Below are 17,481 nucleotides of genomic sequence, written 5' to 3'. Positions count from 1 at the left end.
AATTATTTATTAGCTTCTTTTTGAAGTTCTTGCCAATTTTGCAATTCACGCCAACTAATACGCCCACCACGCTGTATCGTATCTTGAGCCGTAGCATTTTCGCTAGAACCACTTGCCCCACCAGTGCCTGATGTACGGATATTATTTTTTGTCACTATTCTTCGAGAGCCTACGCTATTTCTATCAGTTACTGTTGTACTAGTGATTATTACCAGAGGGGATGTAGGTAAACCGATAGTTGACAATGTTCCAGTAACAATCGCATTTCCACTAGAATCAACACCCGTTAAACCAGTAAGTGAATCCAATTGATACTTACGACCAGTTCCACTACTACAAGGATCAGAACTCAAAATTAAAGAATTGAAATAAAGAGTAGTTCCAGCAATCGCTGTCGTTGTAATAATTCTTTCTCCCGTAGTACTAGAATTATTAAAGTCAAAGTACCAACCCTTTTTTGACGGTGACACCGTGCCGTAGGTAAAACTATTTCCGGTAAGAGTAAATCCTCCACCTGAAACATTTAGCGTGCGAGGCTCCAACTGTGCTCGACTCGTTACCCTGTCAGCATCGGCAGTTGTATCAAAAATTGCATAATATGAACTAACATCATAGTTTGCAGGGAGCGTGTCATAACTTTCCAGATACTTACCTGTACCAAAATAAACAATATATCCGCCACCAGGAGCAAAAATCACCCTCGGTTGAACGGTAATAGGCTGTGGTTTATTAGTAACTGGAGTTATTGCCGTAAAAACTGACTTTGTTGGTGACTTAGCAACAGATATATTGCCTAAGGTAAAATCAAAACGCCATAAATTACCTTGTAAATCACCAGCATAAGCATATTGAACTGCACCATTTGAATCAAGAACAATCGTTGGAGTAGCAAGCCCATTTGCTTTAGTAGAATCGCTAATAGGAGTAGATAATTTAAAATAATTACTTCCTTTGACCCAAGGGTCTCCAGGCTTTTTATCGAGAGATAAAATGAACAGAGCCCCTGCCCCTGCGGTAGTAGCAGTAGAATTGGGATCATAATTATTATATCCACTGGATACGACGACAAAGTTACCATATATGGGCGTTGTACCGGATGTTCCCGTAAGAAACTTGCCTATTACTGGCGGATTTAAGATGTAACCCATATCTGGATCGTTTGCGTCAGAAAATTCCCATAACGCGCCGCCATTACCAACAAAATTAGTCGGATTTGTAACGTCAAGCGTAAAGACACCTTTTGCACCGGATCCCATGCCAGATACAAGTACTGTTTTCCAACTACCGCTGACCTGCGCCTCTCTTATCGTCATTTTCCCATCAACATACGCAGTATGTTGATAATAAGGATCTGTCAGTTGATTAAGCTTGGGGATCAGTATGTTAGGAATATAAGCAAACAATTCAGTTCCATCATCGGCATTAAAAGCGTGCAACATACCGTCATTTGCACCGACATATACTGCTTTTTGTCTAGATGCATTATTTGCATAAAACGTGCTGTAACCAGCATCTGAAATATTTTGTGCGGGAACACCATAAAATAGTGGTGCACTATTTACGATGTCACCAAAAGCCCCTGTCTTATCATTGCGTGTACGAAAAATACCAGGATCAATTTTAGTTACTGGATCTACTTTTCCTAGCTCTAAGGTCCTTACACCCCTTAAAAAATCGATCCTATCGCTAGCGCGATTGTCCACGACGTTAGTATGAGGGTTGGTGTTTAAGGCTATTTGGTTAGCCGTACTAAAATTAGTGCCATTGCTACCCCAGCTAAATTCAACAGTAGATAAAGAGCCGTCAGCGGCAACTTTAGATGTATAAATTTTTCTGCTGGCGGGTGCCGTCACGGCAACATTATTAGTTGGATCACCACTTAAAATTAAACCTGCATCCCAAACAGGTAAATCTGTTGCGGCAGCCGTCGCAGATTTTTTAAATAAATGACCAGACCAACGGTTACCATCAAAACCGGGCTCATAAACATAAGGATTATCTTTATTACTCGTTGATGAAATGCCCACACCAGAAAGAGTACCTGCGTTGCTTGATAGAGTCGCAAATATATTATTAATTGCAGTAATCATTTGCTTAGGATTACTCGCTAAAAAATAATTTGATGGATCAGTTCCGGTAGCAGTACCCGTCCATTCTGTATTGTTGGTAATAACAGTCTTATTATCAGTATCAAATGTTTTAAAGGGATTAGCATCCACATTTTTATCAACAAAACTACCGTATTTGGCTGCCAAATATAATGACGATTGACGTGGCTTTACACCACGTGGACTGCTATCTAATGTGCCATTACCACCCTCATCAACGTCGATCGAAAAACTTGTTACGCGAACGCGCTTATCAAAACGAATGTCATTTGTGTGTGCCCAATAAGCAGTACCAGCGACATAAAAAGTAGCGTTACCAACACCTGTATTGGCATTTGCCAAATTAGATAAAGAACTATTTGGCGCCGAATTACCGTAAGTCGTTGTAGATTCCATTGCAGCAACAGTACTTGTTTGATTCATAACGTTAAAAGCAGGCCATGTTGCATCAGCAGTATCCGCAGAACGAGCATTCCGATAGGAATTTGTTCTGGTGTTACCAGGTATATATAAATCGTCCCATGTGTTAACGTCACCAATAGTAATAATATAATTTTTTTGACACGATGCTTCTATAGGATCCGTCCAAGTAGTAATCACAGGAAATTTATTTTTCATCGCATCGGTCATACCGGAGTAAGCATCAGGAGTAGGCTGTTTACCTTGCAAATAACGAATACTTTCGTAATACAGTTCGCTAATAGGATCGTAAGTTTTATACGTGCCTGGAGCAGAGGGATCCGTTCTGCCAAACTGATTAAGGTAATTAATTACACCACTAGCTCCTAAAGCATCATTTTCTGGATTCGCACCAAATATGCCTGTATTGGCATCCCATTCAGGCCTATCATTAGTCTCCTCAACAAACGAATTTACGGCACGATATTGTTTGCTACCGACATATTTAAGCGGCGCACGTAAGACACCACCATACCGCGACTCAGAATTATCCATTAGGTAGCCAAAAGCACCGAAACGTACCGTATTTTGATTTCTCTGCATTTGACCTACCGGCTTATAACTGCCATTTGGATATTGTTGGCACAAATCAGTACGTGCGGTGGCCTCAGCTGTGTCACAAACTTGCACTCTAGCTAAATATTCACCAAGGACGCGATCAGTAGTCACATCAAGTTGATTATCTTTAGTCCAATCATTATTTGGTAAAGTACGTTTAGTTCCGCACCCACCGCTCGCACTGACATCACTAAAAACAATTTTGTTATCGCAATTTAAAATATAAATAGTCGCGGAAGAAAATGGAGTGACTGCAGACGGTGCGCTCATATTGCCAGAGCCGTCTATATATTTCTTTTGGAAATTACCAGAATTATAAATACCTGGATATAGGTAAGCTCGTTGTAATACTGTCTGCGTTGTGGAGTCTACAATACGATCGCCCCCTGTCAATGCTAACCTCAACATATCAATCGACGAGGAAGCGGCCCAGTTCATAAAATTACCGCTAAAAAAACCACCATTAGCAGGGCATTCGTGGTTTGCATCGGCATCTCGAGAGACTGAGAAATAACCATTAGTCTGATCTGACACCCAAACAGTTCTGTTTAAGGCTTTTTTGTTCTGATCCAGTAAAAAAAGTTTTTGGCTACCATTTACATAACATTTCTTAGCATTAAAATAACCTAAATACTCGACTGCTTTATTGTAGTCATTAGAGTTGGTGTATGCAGCCTTCACGGTAGGAAACTCTACCGATAAATCAAGCAACAAATTAGGGTGTAAAGTCCCCCCGCCTGCGTAAAGAGGAATATTAGCTAAGGCCACGGTAGGGACACCTGCAAAGGCCTGTAAGTGGCTAAGTATTAGCGTTCCAAATAGCACGTTCTTTAATAATGATTTCATTTTTTTCCACTCCATATTGCGTATATATTTGACATGCCCAGTTAGTTAATTGCTTTACGATAAAAGGATTGCAAAACAACTTGCGTAGTCAAATTAGCGCCAAACCCAATTGCGGTAATGCGGTAAAGAAATTTTTTACCACTTTTTGCATCGTTAGCGTATTCAGCTTGTCCGGCATCAGCAACACCAGGTGGGATGATGTCTGGAACTGCCTCAATAATATATCTGGGTACCTTGACAGGAAATGACGCCTTACTTAAAACCATGGTTTGCCCCGTGAATGTTCCATATGCAACAGATATACCATTAGAACTATCATCTGCTAGATTTACGGTCTGCCAAATTGGTTTACCTGTACCAACAACAGCAGGCGCGCACAAACCTTGAGTTATATTGCCAGTTCCTGAACCACAACCAGCAACAAATGCAATATTTGATGTGGGGTCAAATGTTGCTCCTCGTGAATTTGCTGAGGGAGTACCTTGCGGGTCAATATCAAGCTCTGCGTCTTTTACGGCGGCTTCTGCTGCAGACAAAGCAACTTGTCTGTCTCGATCACTGCGAGAAGATTTTTCTCCTTGCAAAGACATGTTTGCCAAAGAAACTCCAAGTACTAAAACAACGATCAACATTAATAGAGAAACAATCAAAGAGGCTCCTCTCTCGTACGAGCTAAACTGATTTACTCGGATATATGGATAGCGATTGACCATAAAAGAATTCTGCATATTATTTAAATATTTGGTGGGAGACAGATATTTCTGGCTGGATCGACCAGGCAATTATTACGAAGTTGTATAGTAGAAGAAAATACTTTCCTTACTCTATTAATGGTGGATGCTGGCAAGCTCTGCTCATTAATGGTAGTTCCGGGATCGTTAGCGCCATTCACAGTGGCATAATCTGCTCCAAATAAATTGTAGATAGTACTGGTTGTATCAGTGCGAGAATTTTCCTTACCTCTTACCAAAATAGCAATTTTCACGACTAAAACCCTCTTCCAATAGGTTTGCAAATATAAACTTTGTTGCTTCTGTGCGGCTGTAGTACCAGTCAAAGTCAGATTGGCATCTAAAGCATTGATACCCGATGCTGTTAAATATTGATTCGACAATCCGTCTGATGGAGTATTGGTATCAAGCCCATAAAGAACTTGAAAGGACTCAACACCTTTAACTAGTGCTTGAGCAGACCAACTTCCATTACTTCCCAAATATTTACACATCAATTGAGGTTCATTATTCGCATCCAACGATACATAATAAATACTCCAACCTCTATCAGTATCTGCTTTACTAGCCGACATCGGTGCTGGGACAGAAAAACCAGCGCAATTTGACATTGTGCCATCACCACTGGCACCCGTACCGGATCCAAAAAACCGTATTGCCAGTACATCGCTTGAGTTCACTGAGGTATTTAAAGGAGTAGAAATATCAGTACTTGTAGCACTAACACTATTAGCATCCATTCCGGCCAAATCAGCACTTGCCGTTGATGGGGTTACTTGAACGTTGCTAGGATTAGAAAAGTCATAATTCACGTAACCAGTTTGACGTAACTGACGTGCAATATTGTCGAGCGCAAAACGAGCGGTATCTTGCGTATCATTTCCATCGGTTTGCGTAATAAATAAAGTTTTAGTTGAAACGACCAGTGCGGTAGAACCCAATATCACTAGAAGACCAAGGGTAAGCGAAATCATTAATTCGACAATAGTTAGCCCATCTTGTCGTATAGATGCTCTTAAGGGGGAGCGAAATTGACAAAAAGCAATAGGCATAATTTACTTCACGTAAGATTCAACAGTGAGGGCAAAACCTGGGGGAGTAACTCCAGCGGTATCATTAAAACTACCATCAGGGTTTTTAGTTCTCCAACCTATTTTGATAGTAAGGCCTGCGTTAGCATCGGGAGTACATGTCCAGGTTAAAGCACCGGCGGTACTATCAAATGGTGCAGAATCGCGACAAACAACGACCCGTCCGCTCGGTAAAGCTGCATTAAGGCGCATTTGCCACTCATAAATATCAGCTGCTGCCAAATTCGCACCACTACAATTAGCGCTACTCGTATAGCAAAGAACGGGTTTTGTGGGAGCTGGGTCTGTGGCGGAATTGTAGTTCATGTTCAAGAATAAATTAGAAGCGTCAGGCAAATCCATCTGGGCGGAATTTGAACGCATTTTATCGGCTAATTCATTCGCAAGTTGTACTGCATTTGTCTGGAAATTCGTCTGTTGTGAAGTACGTATCGCTGCGAGTTGCAATCCTGCCGCACCGATGACGCCTAGTACAAGCACGAAAACAGCGATTAATACTTCGACTAACGAAAATCCTACTCTATATTTTATATTTGCAATAAACATAATATTTCGTATTAACATTTTGATTGAATACTATTCTACATATAAATAATTTCCTACAGCAACCGCTTATCACTTGAAACTTACCGACGAATCTAGAATTTAACTGGCAAAACTACTGCCGGCGGATGCATCCAGTATGTTTAAAGAAGCGCTACAAGAACAGGTAGCGTCATTAGATTACACACTCAAGGCCAATACGAGAGCGGCGGTGAAATGGTTGGGGAGTTTACCGAGAAGGAAGAATGAGAGATAGGTACAGCGGCAGCGTAGCCAGTGCGGTGTCATGTGATAAGGAAGGGGTATTGTTTGAATCGTCTAAAAAGACGAAGGCGAAAGCAAAGACAAAAAAAGGCAAAATTCTAAAAAGGCAAAAGCCCTTAACTCGGATGGAGTTAAGGGCTTTGCGGAATAAAAGCCTGACGATGACCTACTTTCACACTGGTTGCAGCACTATCATTGGCGCGGAGTCGTTTCACGGTCCTGTTCGGGATGGGAAGGGGTGGTACCGACTTGCTATGGTCATCAGGCATAACTTGTTGATCTGTTAAGTCACGCTATTCTGTGAGGGTCAACAAATCCAATTGGGAAGAAGCGCAGTAGAGTGTACGGGTTGAATCGCACTAATCAATGTTTTTTTCACAGCACGCCAGACCATGGCATGCTGTGGTGGTTGTGACTGTTGTCGAACAACTTACTGACGTAAGGTTCAGGCAAACACTTCACAAATACTTGTAACAGATAACCTGCTAAGGTTATAGGGACAAGCCTTACGGGCAATTAGTACTGGTTAGCTTAATGCATTACTGCACTTCCACACCCAGCCTATCAACGTCCTGGTCTCGAACGACCCTTTAAAGAGATCTAGTCTCTGGGAAGTCTCATCTTAAGGCGAGTTTCCCGCTTAGATGCTTTCAGCGGTTATCTCTTCCGAACATAGCTACTCGGCAATGCCACTGGCGTGACAACCGATACACCAGAGGTTCGTCCACTCCGGTCCTCTCGTACTAGGAGCAGCCCCCTTCAAACTTCCAACGCCCACGGCAGATAGGGACCAAACTGTCTCACGACGTTTTAAACCCAGCTCACGTACCACTTTAAATGGCGAACAGCCATACCCTTGGGACCGGCTACAGCCCCAGGATGTGATGAGCCGACATCGAGGTGCCAAACTCCCCCGTCGATATGAACTCTTGGGAGGAATCAGCCTGTTATCCCCAGAGTACCTTTTATCCGTTGAGCGATGGCCCTTCCATACAGAACCACCGGATCACTATGTCCTACTTTCGTACCTGCTCGACTTGTCAGTCTCGCAGTTAAGCACGCTTATGCCATTGCACTATCGTCACGATGTCCGACCGTAACTAGCGTACCTTCGAACTCCTCCGTTACACTTTGGGAGGAGACCGCCCCAGTCAAACTGCCTACCATGCACTGTCCCCGACCCGGATAACGGGCCAAGGTTAGAACCTCAAACAAACCAGGGTGGTATTTCAAGGTTGGCTCCACGAGAACTGGCGTCCCCGCTTCAAAGCCTCCCACCTATCCTACACAGATTGGTTCAAAGTCCAATGCAAAGCTACAGTAAAGGTTCATGGGGTCTTTCCGTCTAGCCGCGGGTAGATTGCATCATCACAAACATTTCAACTTCGCTGAGTCTCGGGAGGAGACAGTGTGGCCATCGTTACGCCATTCGTGCAGGTCGGAACTTACCCGACAAGGAATTTCGCTACCTTAGGACCGTTATAGTTACGGCCGCCGTTTACTGGGACTTCAATCAAGAGCTTGCACCCCATCATTTAATCTTCCAGCACCGGGCAGGCGTCACACCCTATACGTCCACTTTCGTGTTTGCAGAGTGCTGTGTTTTTATTAAACAGTCGCAGCCACCAGTTTATTGCAACCCTTTCATCCTTCCCCCGCAGGGGGGTCAAACTACAAGGGCGTACCTTATCCCGAAGTTACGGTACCAATTTGCCGAGTTCCTTCTCCCGAGTTCTCTCAAGCGCCTTAGAATACTCATCTCGCCCACCTGTGTCGGTTTGCGGTACGGTCTCGTATGACTGAAGCTTAGAGGCTTTTCTTGGAACCACTTCCGATCGCTTCATGAATTAATTCACTCGTCTCAACCCCTTGAATTACGCACCCGGATTTGCCTAAGTGCCTTCTACAAGTCAAGAACAGGCTCTTCCAACCGCCTGACGACCTTCTGTGATCCGTCCCCCCATCGCATCATACGACGGTGCAGGAATATTAACCTGCTTCCCATCAGCTACGCATCTCTGCCTCGCCTTAGGGGCCGACTCACCCTGCTCCGATGAACGTTGAACAGGAAACCTTGGGCTTACGGCGTGGAGGCTTTTCACCCCCATTATCGCTACTCATGTCAGCATTCGCACTTCTGATACCTCCAGCATCCTTTACAAGACACCTTCGCAGGCTTACAGAACGCTCTCCTACCATATATCCTAAGATATATCCGCAGCTTCGGTGTATCGCTTAGCCCCGTTACATCTTCCGCGCAGGACGACTCGATCAGTGAGCTATTACGCTTTCTTTAAAGGGTGGCTGCTTCTAAGCCAACCTCCTGACTGTTTTAGCCTTCCCACTTCGTTTTCCACTTAGCGATACTTTGGGACCTTAGCTGGCGGTCTGGGTTGTTTCCCTCTTGACGCCGGACGTTAGCACCCGACGTCTGTCTCCCAAGCTCGCACTCATCGGTATTCGGAGTTTGCAATGGGTTGGTAAGTCGCGATGACCCCCTAGCCATAACAGTGCTCTACCCCCGATGGTGATACTTGAGGCACTACCTAAATAGTTTTCGGAGAGAACCAGCTATTTCCAAGTTTGTTTAGCCTTTCACCCCTACCCACAGCTCATCCCCTAATTTTTCAACATTAGTGGGTTCGGTCCTCCAGTGCGTGTTACCGCACCTTCAACCTGGCCATGAGTAGATCACTTGGTTTCGGGTCTACACCCAGCGACTAATTTCGCCCTATTCGGACTCGATTTCTCTACGGCTTCCCTATGCGGTTAACCTTGCCACTGAATGTAAGTCGCTGACCCATTATACAAAAGGTACGCAGTCACGGAACAAGTCCGCTCCTACTGTTTGTATGCACACGGTTTCAGGATCTATTTCACTCCCCTTCCGGGGTTCTTTTCGCCTTTCCCTCACGGTACTGGTTCACTATCGGTCGATATCGAGTATTTAGCCTTGGAGGATGGTCCCCCCATGTTCAGACAGGATTTCTCGTGTCCCGCCCTACTTGTTGCAAGCCTAGTACCACAGATATGATTTCGTATAAGGGGCTATCACCCTCTATGGCCGGACTTTCCATTCCGTTCTACTATCAAGTCTGCTATCACTTGCGGCTGTTCCCATTTCGCTCGCCACTACTTTGGGAATCTCGGTTGATTTCTTTTCCTGTAGCTACTTAGATGTTTCAGTTCGCCACGTTCGCTTTGCAACACTATGTATTCATGTTGCAATGACCTTACGGCCGGGTTTCCCCATTCGGAAATCTGCGGATCAAAGCGTGTTTGCTCGCTCCCCGCAGCTTATCGCAAGCTACTACGTCCTTCATCGCCTGATATCGCCAAGGCATCCACCATGTGCACTTAGTCACTTGTCCCTATAACGTTAGCTTCTAGTGTCTGTGTTCATTACTGAACCCAGGTTCATCACTAAAAACCGGTTATAGTTCTTATTACTTATGAGTATTTCTTTAGCGTTTGCCGTATCTCAAGGAATTTGATTTTTTCTAAAACTCTGCTTTGCAGCAGTGCTTTTCAAACTCTTTGTAATACTATGTTTGTTCGATACAATCACAACCCTTCCATAATTTCCATTAACAACTGTCGTTGCTAACTTCTCTTTACAGAAATAATTTTGATTATTTCTACTTTACTTCTTCTCAATTGTTAAAGAACGGTAATACTGTCTTGCTTAATCTCTGTTGAAAGATCAAACCTAAATCGCTTGCCGCTATCGCTGTTGAGCGCGCTGCTTGACTTAGGTTTGTACTTTGCTTCAATGTTTCAATCTTGGTGGAGGTTAACGGGATCGAACCGTTCACCCCCTGCTTGCAAAGCAGGTGCTCTACCAGATGAGCTAAACCCCCGAAACTTGGATGTCTTCCTGCACTCACTTGCCTGCAACCTGCTCCACCAGTTTGGTGGGTCTGGTTGGGCTCGAACCAACGACCCCCGCGTTATCAACACGGTGCTCTAACCAACTGAGCTACAGACCCAGGTGCTTGCTCGATTCTCACGTGAGTGAGTTATACAGCTTGTCGCCAGTTTCCTGGCAACTTACCTTGTTCTTTACAGTAACAGTCAATAAGTGTGGACACTTAACTTTCAGCACAACTCTAGAAAGGAGGTGATCCAGCCGCACCTTCCGATACGGCTACCTTGTTACGACTTCACCCCAGTCACGAACCCTGCCGTGGTAATCGCCCTCCTTGCGGTTAAGCTAACTACTTCTGGCAGAACCCGCTCCCATGGTGTGACGGGCGGTGTGTACAAGACCCGGGAACGTATTCACCGCGACATGCTGATCCGCGATTACTAGCGATTCCAACTTCATGTAGTCGAGTTGCAGACTACAATCCGGACTACGATACACTTTCTGGGATTAGCTCCCCCTCGCGGGTTGGCGGCCCTCTGTATGTACCATTGTATGACGTGTGAAGCCCTACCCATAAGGGCCATGAGGACTTGACGTCATCCCCACCTTCCTCCGGTTTGTCACCGGCAGTCTCATTAGAGTGCCCTTTCGTAGCAACTAATGACAAGGGTTGCGCTCGTTGCGGGACTTAACCCAACATCTCACGACACGAGCTGACGACAGCCATGCAGCACCTGTGTAAAGGTTCTCTTTCGAGCACTCCCAAATCTCTTCGGGATTCCTTCCATGTCAAGGGTAGGTAAGGTTTTTCGCGTTGCATCGAATTAATCCACATCATCCACCGCTTGTGCGGGTCCCCGTCAATTCCTTTGAGTTTTAATCTTGCGACCGTACTCCCCAGGCGGTCTACTTCACGCGTTAGCTGCGTTACCAAGACAATTAAGTCCCGACAACTAGTAGACATCGTTTAGGGCGTGGACTACCAGGGTATCTAATCCTGTTTGCTCCCCACGCTTTCGTGCATGAGCGTCAGTGTTATCCCAGGGGGCTGCCTTCGCCATCGGTATTCCTCCACATATCTACGCATTTCACTGCTACACGTGGAATTCTACCCCCCTCTGACACACTCTAGCCATACAGTCTCAAATGCAGTTCCCAGGTTGAGCCCGGGGATTTCACATCTGACTTATATAACCGCCTGCGCACGCTTTACGCCCAGTAATTCCGATTAACGCTTGCACCCTACGTATTACCGCGGCTGCTGGCACGTAGTTAGCCGGTGCTTATTCTTCAGGTACCGTCATTAGTAGTCCGTATTAGGAACTACCGTTTCTTCCCTGACAAAAGAGCTTTACAACCCGAAGGCCTTCTTCACTCACGCGGCATTGCTGGATCAGGCTTGCGCCCATTGTCCAAAATTCCCCACTGCTGCCTCCCGTAGGAGTCTGGACCGTGTCTCAGTTCCAGTGTGGCTGGTCGTCCTCTCAGACCAGCTACTGATCGTCGCCTTGGTAGGCTTTTACCCTACCAACTAGCTAATCAGATATCGGCCACTCCATGAGCATGAGGTCTTGCGATCCCCCACTTTCAACCTGAGTTCGTATGCGGTATTAGCGTAACTTTCGCTACGTTATCCCCCACTCTAGGGTATGTTCCGATATATTACTCACCCGTTCGCCACTCGTCGCCAGGTTGCCCCGCGTTACCGTTCGACTTGCATGTGTAAGGCATGCCGCCAGCGTTCAATCTGAGCCAGGATCAAACTCTTCAGTTTAATCTCTGTTTTTGTTCATTGCTGAACTCTGTTCTTTCGAACAGTGTCGCTCACTCAAATAACTGACAGGCTATCTCTTGCGAGATATCCTATTTATTACTTTTGCGAACATTTGATATTTTTTAAGTATCATGATCTAATAAATTAAATCACGGTGCCTTCTATCAAGTGCCCACATTTATTGACTGTTAATTGTTAAAGATCTGTATTCTGTGTCGCTTTAAAAAGACTAGGATTCTTGCGAATCAACCACTCTTTTCTCTCTACTTTCTGACAAAGCGTTTTGTTTGTCAGCAGCAAAGAAGCAAGATTATGAACCACTTACCGCTTTCCGTCAATACCTATTTTGAAGCTTCTTTTTAAATCCCATCCGGTTTCTTCTACCTGATCTTGTTCAATTCTCTGCCTTCAAACTACCGTACTCACTTCTCGTGTTTCACTGTCTTTCTACCTCTATTTCCCCGCCTCTCGACGGGAGCCGAACTATAGCAAACTACACCTCCCTTTGGCAAGCGCTTTCCATTCATATTTTATAAATCATTACATAAATTAATCAACAAAGTCCTTCTACTTACCTGACAATACTGGCTTGACCACAATCTATTTTGAATTTTTATGAATCCAGAAAGCCGTAAATTTCTCTCGGAGACCATGTTGCATAAGCGAGGTATCCGCATCAATCTTCAGCTACCGTTGATTGAATCAGATGAGGAGGTGGATTTGCGCAGCAAGGATGCCTTATTCCAGCGTTTAATAGCATTGTGGGCGGTGACTGGGGCAGCAGAGGCAGAGCACCCAAGCTATTTTCGTAAATACATAACAACACATCAAATGGCTTCGTATTTATCTGAACAAGAACACGCATTCTTATTTAGCGATGTAATGTCTTGTCAGGATAGATCGCGATTTGCACTCCAGAAAGAGCGTCTGTTTTTCCTCGCTTGGTGTGCAGGCATCAATGATGAGATTGAATTGAGTTTGCATGCATCGGACGTCAGCAAACTACAGCGTTTTTTCCCGCAAGCGATGGAACAGGCTAGCGTTCTGGAGAAAGCGATACAGCTGCGATCCAAATCACGCATTCTGGATTGGGCTGACTTACTATACCGGGTGCATTGGGCAGTACACCATGCTAATTTGATTGGCAAGACAACCGTCGGCAATATTCGTTGCGATGTTATTCCAGAGTGGCATCATGCAGTCAATTGGATCGCTTCCTATAACGAAGAAGACAATTGGGATCTGGTTGAAACGGACACATGATTAAGTAGATAAGTGGAGGCTAAAATTTTAGCGCCAACGCTAACAACAACGAGAAAACACAAAATCATCTGGATTCGACTTCGCAATACTTACCAAATAGATATACTCCCCCTCTATTTTAGTAAAAATGACCTGCAGAGCAGAAAGCATCTGGACGATTAAATATACCCACTATGAGTATCTAAATTAACAATATGAATATCAGCGCATTAGAAGCCATAGTAAAGCGACAAAAGCCGGGTGCTAAGTTTGTCGTTTTTGCAGAGATGCTGGGGATGAGCATCCCCGCCTTTGATCTTCAGGCCAAGCAATGGATTGCTGAAGGTGGCGAGGGATTTCGTGTGACGGGGGTGCCATTTCGCAGAGTGATCGATGGAGAGTTTTTAATCCAACGTATCACTCTGATCAAAGACGATATTGAAGACTAGGCGATCTGTTCCGTAGTTTAGACCGCGCAGAAAAACCAAACTAAACAACAAGAAATCACACCCGAACTGCTGGTGCGCTATCGATGTCGATTAAGGATTCCCGCCCCTTATCGGTGATCGCAAAACCACCCTCCGGCAATGCAACGATGTGTGCTTTTTTACCTAAAAACGTTGCTACATCATTACCAATCTGCGCCATCGGATCGTTGGAAATCAAACGCAAACCCTCAATACATTTCTTCACAAACAAGGTCTGCAGCCCCTTCTCTGTCATATCGAAACTACCGTCCTTATTGTGTTTGATATATTTCAAACCGTTTAAGCGTTTGGAATTTCTGCCGATGCATGCGTTGGGGCGCTCATTTTTACGTAATTTGCTGATTAGCTCCAGCGCATTAAATTCGTCGATAGTGAGGGTGTCGTTCATAGTATGTCCTTAAAAATGAGGTATTTCGCGATGCTTACTGCTCGAAACAGTCGATTCATCTGCCCTAAGCAAATGAGGGAACTGCCTGATGCGTTATTCTCTCTTTGTTGGCGCCAAGTCTAAAACAGCACCTGTCTCCGTGTCCAAAACGGTATATTTTGCAGCAGAGCCATAAAATTGGTCGACCGGATAACGCTGCTCGTTTTTTGCAATTTTCTCTGTTGCCGCAGCGATCAGATCAATCCCATTTTTCTCTGCGATGAGAAGCAGATAATGCAATACATCAGCGCATTCTTCCCTCAACTCTTGTTGAAAACGTGGGTCGTCTTGCAAGTTAGCGATTTGCTCTTCGCTTTTCCACTGCGTTAGTTCCAGCAATTCACCGGTTTCCAAATGCAACGAGATAATCAGATTTTTTAAATCGTGATACTGCTTCCAGTTGCGTTGATCTCTAAACTGGATCAAGGAGTCAGTCAGCGATTGAAGATCAGACATGGCGTTTTTTGTTCTAATTGTCGGAAGATTGTTGAGTTATGCATGATAAATCAGTCCTTAAGTTCGGCATTGTAATCTATGCGTTCGGGGATCTAGCACTCTTATGTTGCAAAGCGACGCCACCAAACCTGATTTTCATTGCTTTTAAATAATGTAAGTATGGACAGGGGAATTGCCGCGATTTACTATACTTTGCTGATTTTATTTTCAAACAGAGTCACGTACTTGAAAATATAATTGAATTTTTAGGCAAATCGGCGAACTCTTTGATCGTATTTTGGTCAATTAGATGCTGAATTGTCTGCTATAGAGCTGACGAACAAAGTCAATTAATAGTATGGTTGACATTAAGTCATCAGCCAGCAATAGCGAGGTCCGACCAAAATTTTCAAAACAAGTTGGAAAACGCATTCAGTAAAAAAGATCGTAGCAATAAAGACAAACACTTCATTCCATCACCCCAGGAGATCAATTAGTGAAAGCTCACGTACTCAGCGCTATCGCGCTCATGTTTGCCGGCGCTACCAGCGTCTATGCTGATGAACCAGCAAAAGCTTCACCTGCCACACCTGCCAAAGCAGCCTCATCCTCTGCATCAGTCTTATTGTCTGGCATTGACAACAAATTCAATGACACAAGTGTACGCGCGCAAGACGACTTTTATCGTCATGTCAACGGCTCCTGGTTAAAAACCGCCGAAATCCCTGCGGACAAATCGTCTGCAGGTGCGTTCATCGACTTGCGTGAAGCGACTGTTCCACGTATGCGCAGCATCATAGAGGGCCTAGCGAAGCAAAAGCCGAAAGCCGGAACAGAAGCGGCCAAAATCGGTGATATGTATACCACCTATATGGATACCGACAGGATTGAGTCTATGGGGTTGAAACCATTGGAAAGCGACTTTGCCAAAGTCGCTGCATTGACGGATAAAAAGCAAATTCCAGCATTCATCGCTAGCCTCAATCGCATCAGCGTTGGTGCACCACTCGACGTGGGTGTGCATCAAGATAACAAAGACTCCACTAAATATGTACTGGATATCGGTCAATCTGGTCTCGGCTTGCCCGACCGCGATTATTACTTGAAAGATGACGACGTCAAACTCAAAGATGCGCGTACTAAATATCTCATCCATGTAGAAAAAATGCTGAGCATGGCTGGCGATAAAGATGCAGCAAAAAATGCAGCTGAAATTTTGGTATTAGAGACAGAACTCGCCAAGATTCAATGGAGTAAAGTGGAACTGCGTGATCCGATCAAAGCATACAACAAATTTGAACTCAGCAAACTTGATGCATTGACTCCGGGTTACGACTGGAAAAGCTATCTAACCACGTTGGGCGTGCAAGGCAAGATCGACTATCTGATCGTCAGTCAGCCAACTTATCTGACGGCGTTCAATACCCTTTTGCAAAATACATCACTGGACACATGGAAAACGTATTTCAAATGGCATTTGTTAAGCTCTGCTGCAAGCCAGTTACCAAAAGCATTCGTGGATGAAAGCTTCGGTTTCTACAGCACGACTTTACGTGGTGTACCAAAGCAAGAAGATCGCTGGAAACGCGGCGTACGACTGGTCGACTCTAGTTTGGGCGAAAGCTTAGGAAAACTGTATGTTGCACAGTATTTCCCTGCAGCGAACAAAGCGAAGATGGAGAAACTGGTCAATAATTTGCTGCTGGCTTACAAGCAAAGTATCGACACATTGGATTGGATGAGTCCAGAGACCAAAAAAGAAGCGCAAGCAAAACTGGCGACCTTCATGCCCAAAATTGGTTATCCAAACAAATGGCGTGATTACTCTGCATTGAACATCGTCAAAGGTGATGCAGTTGCCAACTTGCGCAATGCTCGTTTGTTCGCTTCTCAAGTGGAATTGAATAAATTAGGCCAGCCAATCGATCGCGACGAATGGGGTATGACACCACAAACCGTCAACGCTTATTACAACCCGGAGATGAATGAAATCGTCTTCCCGGCAGCGATTTTGCAGCCTCCATTCTTCAATGCTAAAGCAGATGACGCAGTCAACTACGGTGGTATCGGCGCGGTAATCGGTCATGAAATCAGCCATGGTTTTGATGACCAAGGTGCGCAATATGATGGCAAAGGAAATCTGCGTGACTGGTGGACCAAAGACGACCACGAAAAATTTGCGGCAAAAACAGCTACGCTGGTCAAGCAGTACAGTGCATTCAGCCCTATTCCTGGTTATTTCGTGAATGGTGAACTGACTCTGGGTGAAAATATTGCTGATAACTCTGGTCTGGCAATCGCTTACAAAGCCTACCATTTATCCCTCGGCGGCAAACCTGCACCTGTCATCGGTGGCTTAACTGGTGACCAACGCTTCTTCATGGGCTTTGCTCAAGTATGGCGCGGCAAAATGCGCGAAGCATCAATGATCGTTCAATTGAAGACGGATCCACATTCACCTGGCGAAATCCGTGCAAATGGCAGCTTGCGCAACATGGGCCCATTCTACAAAGCCTATGATTTGAAAGAAGGAGACAAGATGTATTTGGCGCCAGCAGAGCGCGTATCAATCTGGTAACGCAAATTGCTCAATCGCTCAAAAACTAAGCGGTTTAGACAACAAAAAGGGACGCAAAAATTGCGTCCC

At 44.8% G+C, this 17,481-nt stretch carries 9 protein-coding genes, 2 tRNA genes and 3 rRNA genes; 3 read left to right on the top strand and 11 right to left on the bottom strand.

Annotation, left to right across the window (positions count from 1 at the left end; genetic code table 11):
* Nucleotides 1-2: 2 nt before the first annotated feature.
* The 9 genes from RGU72_RS03570 to RGU72_RS03530 all read right to left on the bottom strand — a co-directional run bounded on the left by RGU72_RS03570 (nucleotide 3) and on the right by RGU72_RS03530 (nucleotide 12,242).
* Nucleotides 3-3,971: a pilus assembly protein gene (locus tag RGU72_RS03570; protein WP_322118413.1), complete on the bottom strand. Its 3,969-nt coding sequence runs from the start codon at nucleotides 3,969-3,971 to the stop codon at nucleotides 3-5.
* Nucleotides 3,972-4,012: 41 nt separating this feature from the next.
* Nucleotides 4,013-4,621 carry a pilus assembly PilX family protein gene (locus RGU72_RS03565; protein ID WP_322118412.1) on the bottom strand — a complete coding sequence of 203 codons (609 nt, stop codon included), beginning with the start codon at nucleotides 4,619-4,621 and terminating at the stop codon, nucleotides 4,013-4,015.
* 83 nt (nucleotides 4,622-4,704) lie between these two features.
* Nucleotides 4,705-5,754, bottom strand: coding sequence for a PilW family protein (locus RGU72_RS03560; protein ID WP_322118411.1), 1,050 nt, complete (start codon nucleotides 5,752-5,754; stop codon nucleotides 4,705-4,707).
* A gap of 3 nt (nucleotides 5,755-5,757) precedes the next feature.
* Nucleotides 5,758-6,339, bottom strand: a complete 582-nt coding sequence (gene pilV / locus RGU72_RS03555; protein WP_322117781.1) for a type IV pilus modification protein PilV — start codon at nucleotides 6,337-6,339, stop codon at nucleotides 5,758-5,760.
* Nucleotides 6,340-6,753: 414 nt separating this feature from the next.
* Nucleotides 6,754-6,866 (bottom strand): 5S ribosomal RNA (gene rrf / locus RGU72_RS03550).
* 229 nt (nucleotides 6,867-7,095) lie between these two features.
* Nucleotides 7,096-9,971, bottom strand: a 23S ribosomal RNA gene (locus RGU72_RS03545).
* A gap of 413 nt (nucleotides 9,972-10,384) precedes the next feature.
* Nucleotides 10,385-10,460, bottom strand: a tRNA-Ala gene (locus tag RGU72_RS03540).
* A gap of 52 nt (nucleotides 10,461-10,512) precedes the next feature.
* Nucleotides 10,513-10,589: transfer RNA gene (locus RGU72_RS03535), tRNA-Ile, on the bottom strand.
* A gap of 124 nt (nucleotides 10,590-10,713) precedes the next feature.
* A 16S ribosomal RNA gene (locus RGU72_RS03530) occupies nucleotides 10,714-12,242 on the bottom strand.
* Together the 16S, 23S and 5S rRNA genes with 2 tRNA genes alongside form the textbook arrangement of a ribosomal RNA operon.
* 615 nt (nucleotides 12,243-12,857) lie before the next feature.
* On the opposite strand from RGU72_RS03530, the gene RGU72_RS03525 reads away from it, so the two are divergent.
* Both RGU72_RS03525 and RGU72_RS03520 read left to right on the top strand, forming a co-directional pair.
* The gene (locus RGU72_RS03525; RefSeq protein WP_322118410.1) at nucleotides 12,858-13,505 is read left to right on the top strand and encodes a DUF4272 domain-containing protein; all 648 of its coding nucleotides are present in this window, start codon (nucleotides 12,858-12,860) and stop codon (nucleotides 13,503-13,505) included.
* A gap of 194 nt (nucleotides 13,506-13,699) precedes the next feature.
* Nucleotides 13,700-13,933 carry a hypothetical protein gene (locus RGU72_RS03520; RefSeq protein WP_322118409.1) on the top strand — a complete coding sequence of 78 codons (234 nt, stop codon included), beginning with the start codon at nucleotides 13,700-13,702 and terminating at the stop codon, nucleotides 13,931-13,933.
* 55 nt (nucleotides 13,934-13,988) lie between these two features.
* Here the strand turns inward: RGU72_RS03520 and RGU72_RS03515 are convergent, their stop codons facing one another.
* Nucleotides 13,989-14,360 (bottom strand): hypothetical protein, encoded by a 372-nt coding sequence (locus RGU72_RS03515; RefSeq protein WP_322118408.1) that lies wholly within the window; start codon nucleotides 14,358-14,360, stop codon nucleotides 13,989-13,991.
* Between the two features lie 93 nt (nucleotides 14,361-14,453).
* The gene (locus RGU72_RS03510; RefSeq protein WP_322118407.1) at nucleotides 14,454-14,855 is read right to left on the bottom strand and encodes a nucleotide pyrophosphohydrolase; all 402 of its coding nucleotides are present in this window, start codon (nucleotides 14,853-14,855) and stop codon (nucleotides 14,454-14,456) included.
* Between the two features lie 475 nt (nucleotides 14,856-15,330).
* On the opposite strand from RGU72_RS03510, the gene RGU72_RS03505 reads away from it, so the two are divergent.
* On the top strand, nucleotides 15,331-17,412 hold the full coding sequence (locus tag RGU72_RS03505) for a M13 family metallopeptidase (protein ID WP_322118406.1): 2,082 nt from the start codon (nucleotides 15,331-15,333) through the stop codon (nucleotides 17,410-17,412).
* Nucleotides 17,413-17,481: the final 69 nt, after the last annotated feature.

The sequence above is a fragment of the Undibacterium sp. 5I1 genome (assembly GCF_034314085.1).
Lineage (GTDB): Bacteria > Pseudomonadota > Gammaproteobacteria > Burkholderiales > Burkholderiaceae_D > Undibacterium.
The sequence above is the reverse complement of the archived record's forward strand: the minus strand, read 5'-3'. Positions and strand labels throughout refer to the sequence as shown.

What these genes read in the sequence shown, in the direction of transcription:
- RGU72_RS03560 (WP_322118411.1), bottom strand. Translation starts at nt 5,754, where the DNA reads ATGCCTATTGCTTTTTGTCAATTTCGCTCCCCCTTAAGAGCATCTATA.
- RGU72_RS03570 (WP_322118413.1), bottom strand. Translation starts at nt 3,971, where the DNA reads ATGAAATCATTATTAAAGAACGTGCTATTTGGAACGCTAATACTTAGC.
- pilV (WP_322117781.1), bottom strand. Translation starts at nt 6,339, where the DNA reads ATGTTTATTGCAAATATAAAATATAGAGTAGGATTTTCGTTAGTCGAA.
- RGU72_RS03525 (WP_322118410.1), top strand. Translation starts at nt 12,858, where the DNA reads ATGAATCCAGAAAGCCGTAAATTTCTCTCGGAGACCATGTTGCATAAG.
- RGU72_RS03510 (WP_322118407.1), bottom strand. Translation starts at nt 14,855, where the DNA reads ATGTCTGATCTTCAATCGCTGACTGACTCCTTGATCCAGTTTAGAGAT.
- RGU72_RS03515 (WP_322118408.1), bottom strand. Translation starts at nt 14,360, where the DNA reads ATGAACGACACCCTCACTATCGACGAATTTAATGCGCTGGAGCTAATC.
- RGU72_RS03520 (WP_322118409.1), top strand. Translation starts at nt 13,700, where the DNA reads ATGAATATCAGCGCATTAGAAGCCATAGTAAAGCGACAAAAGCCGGGT.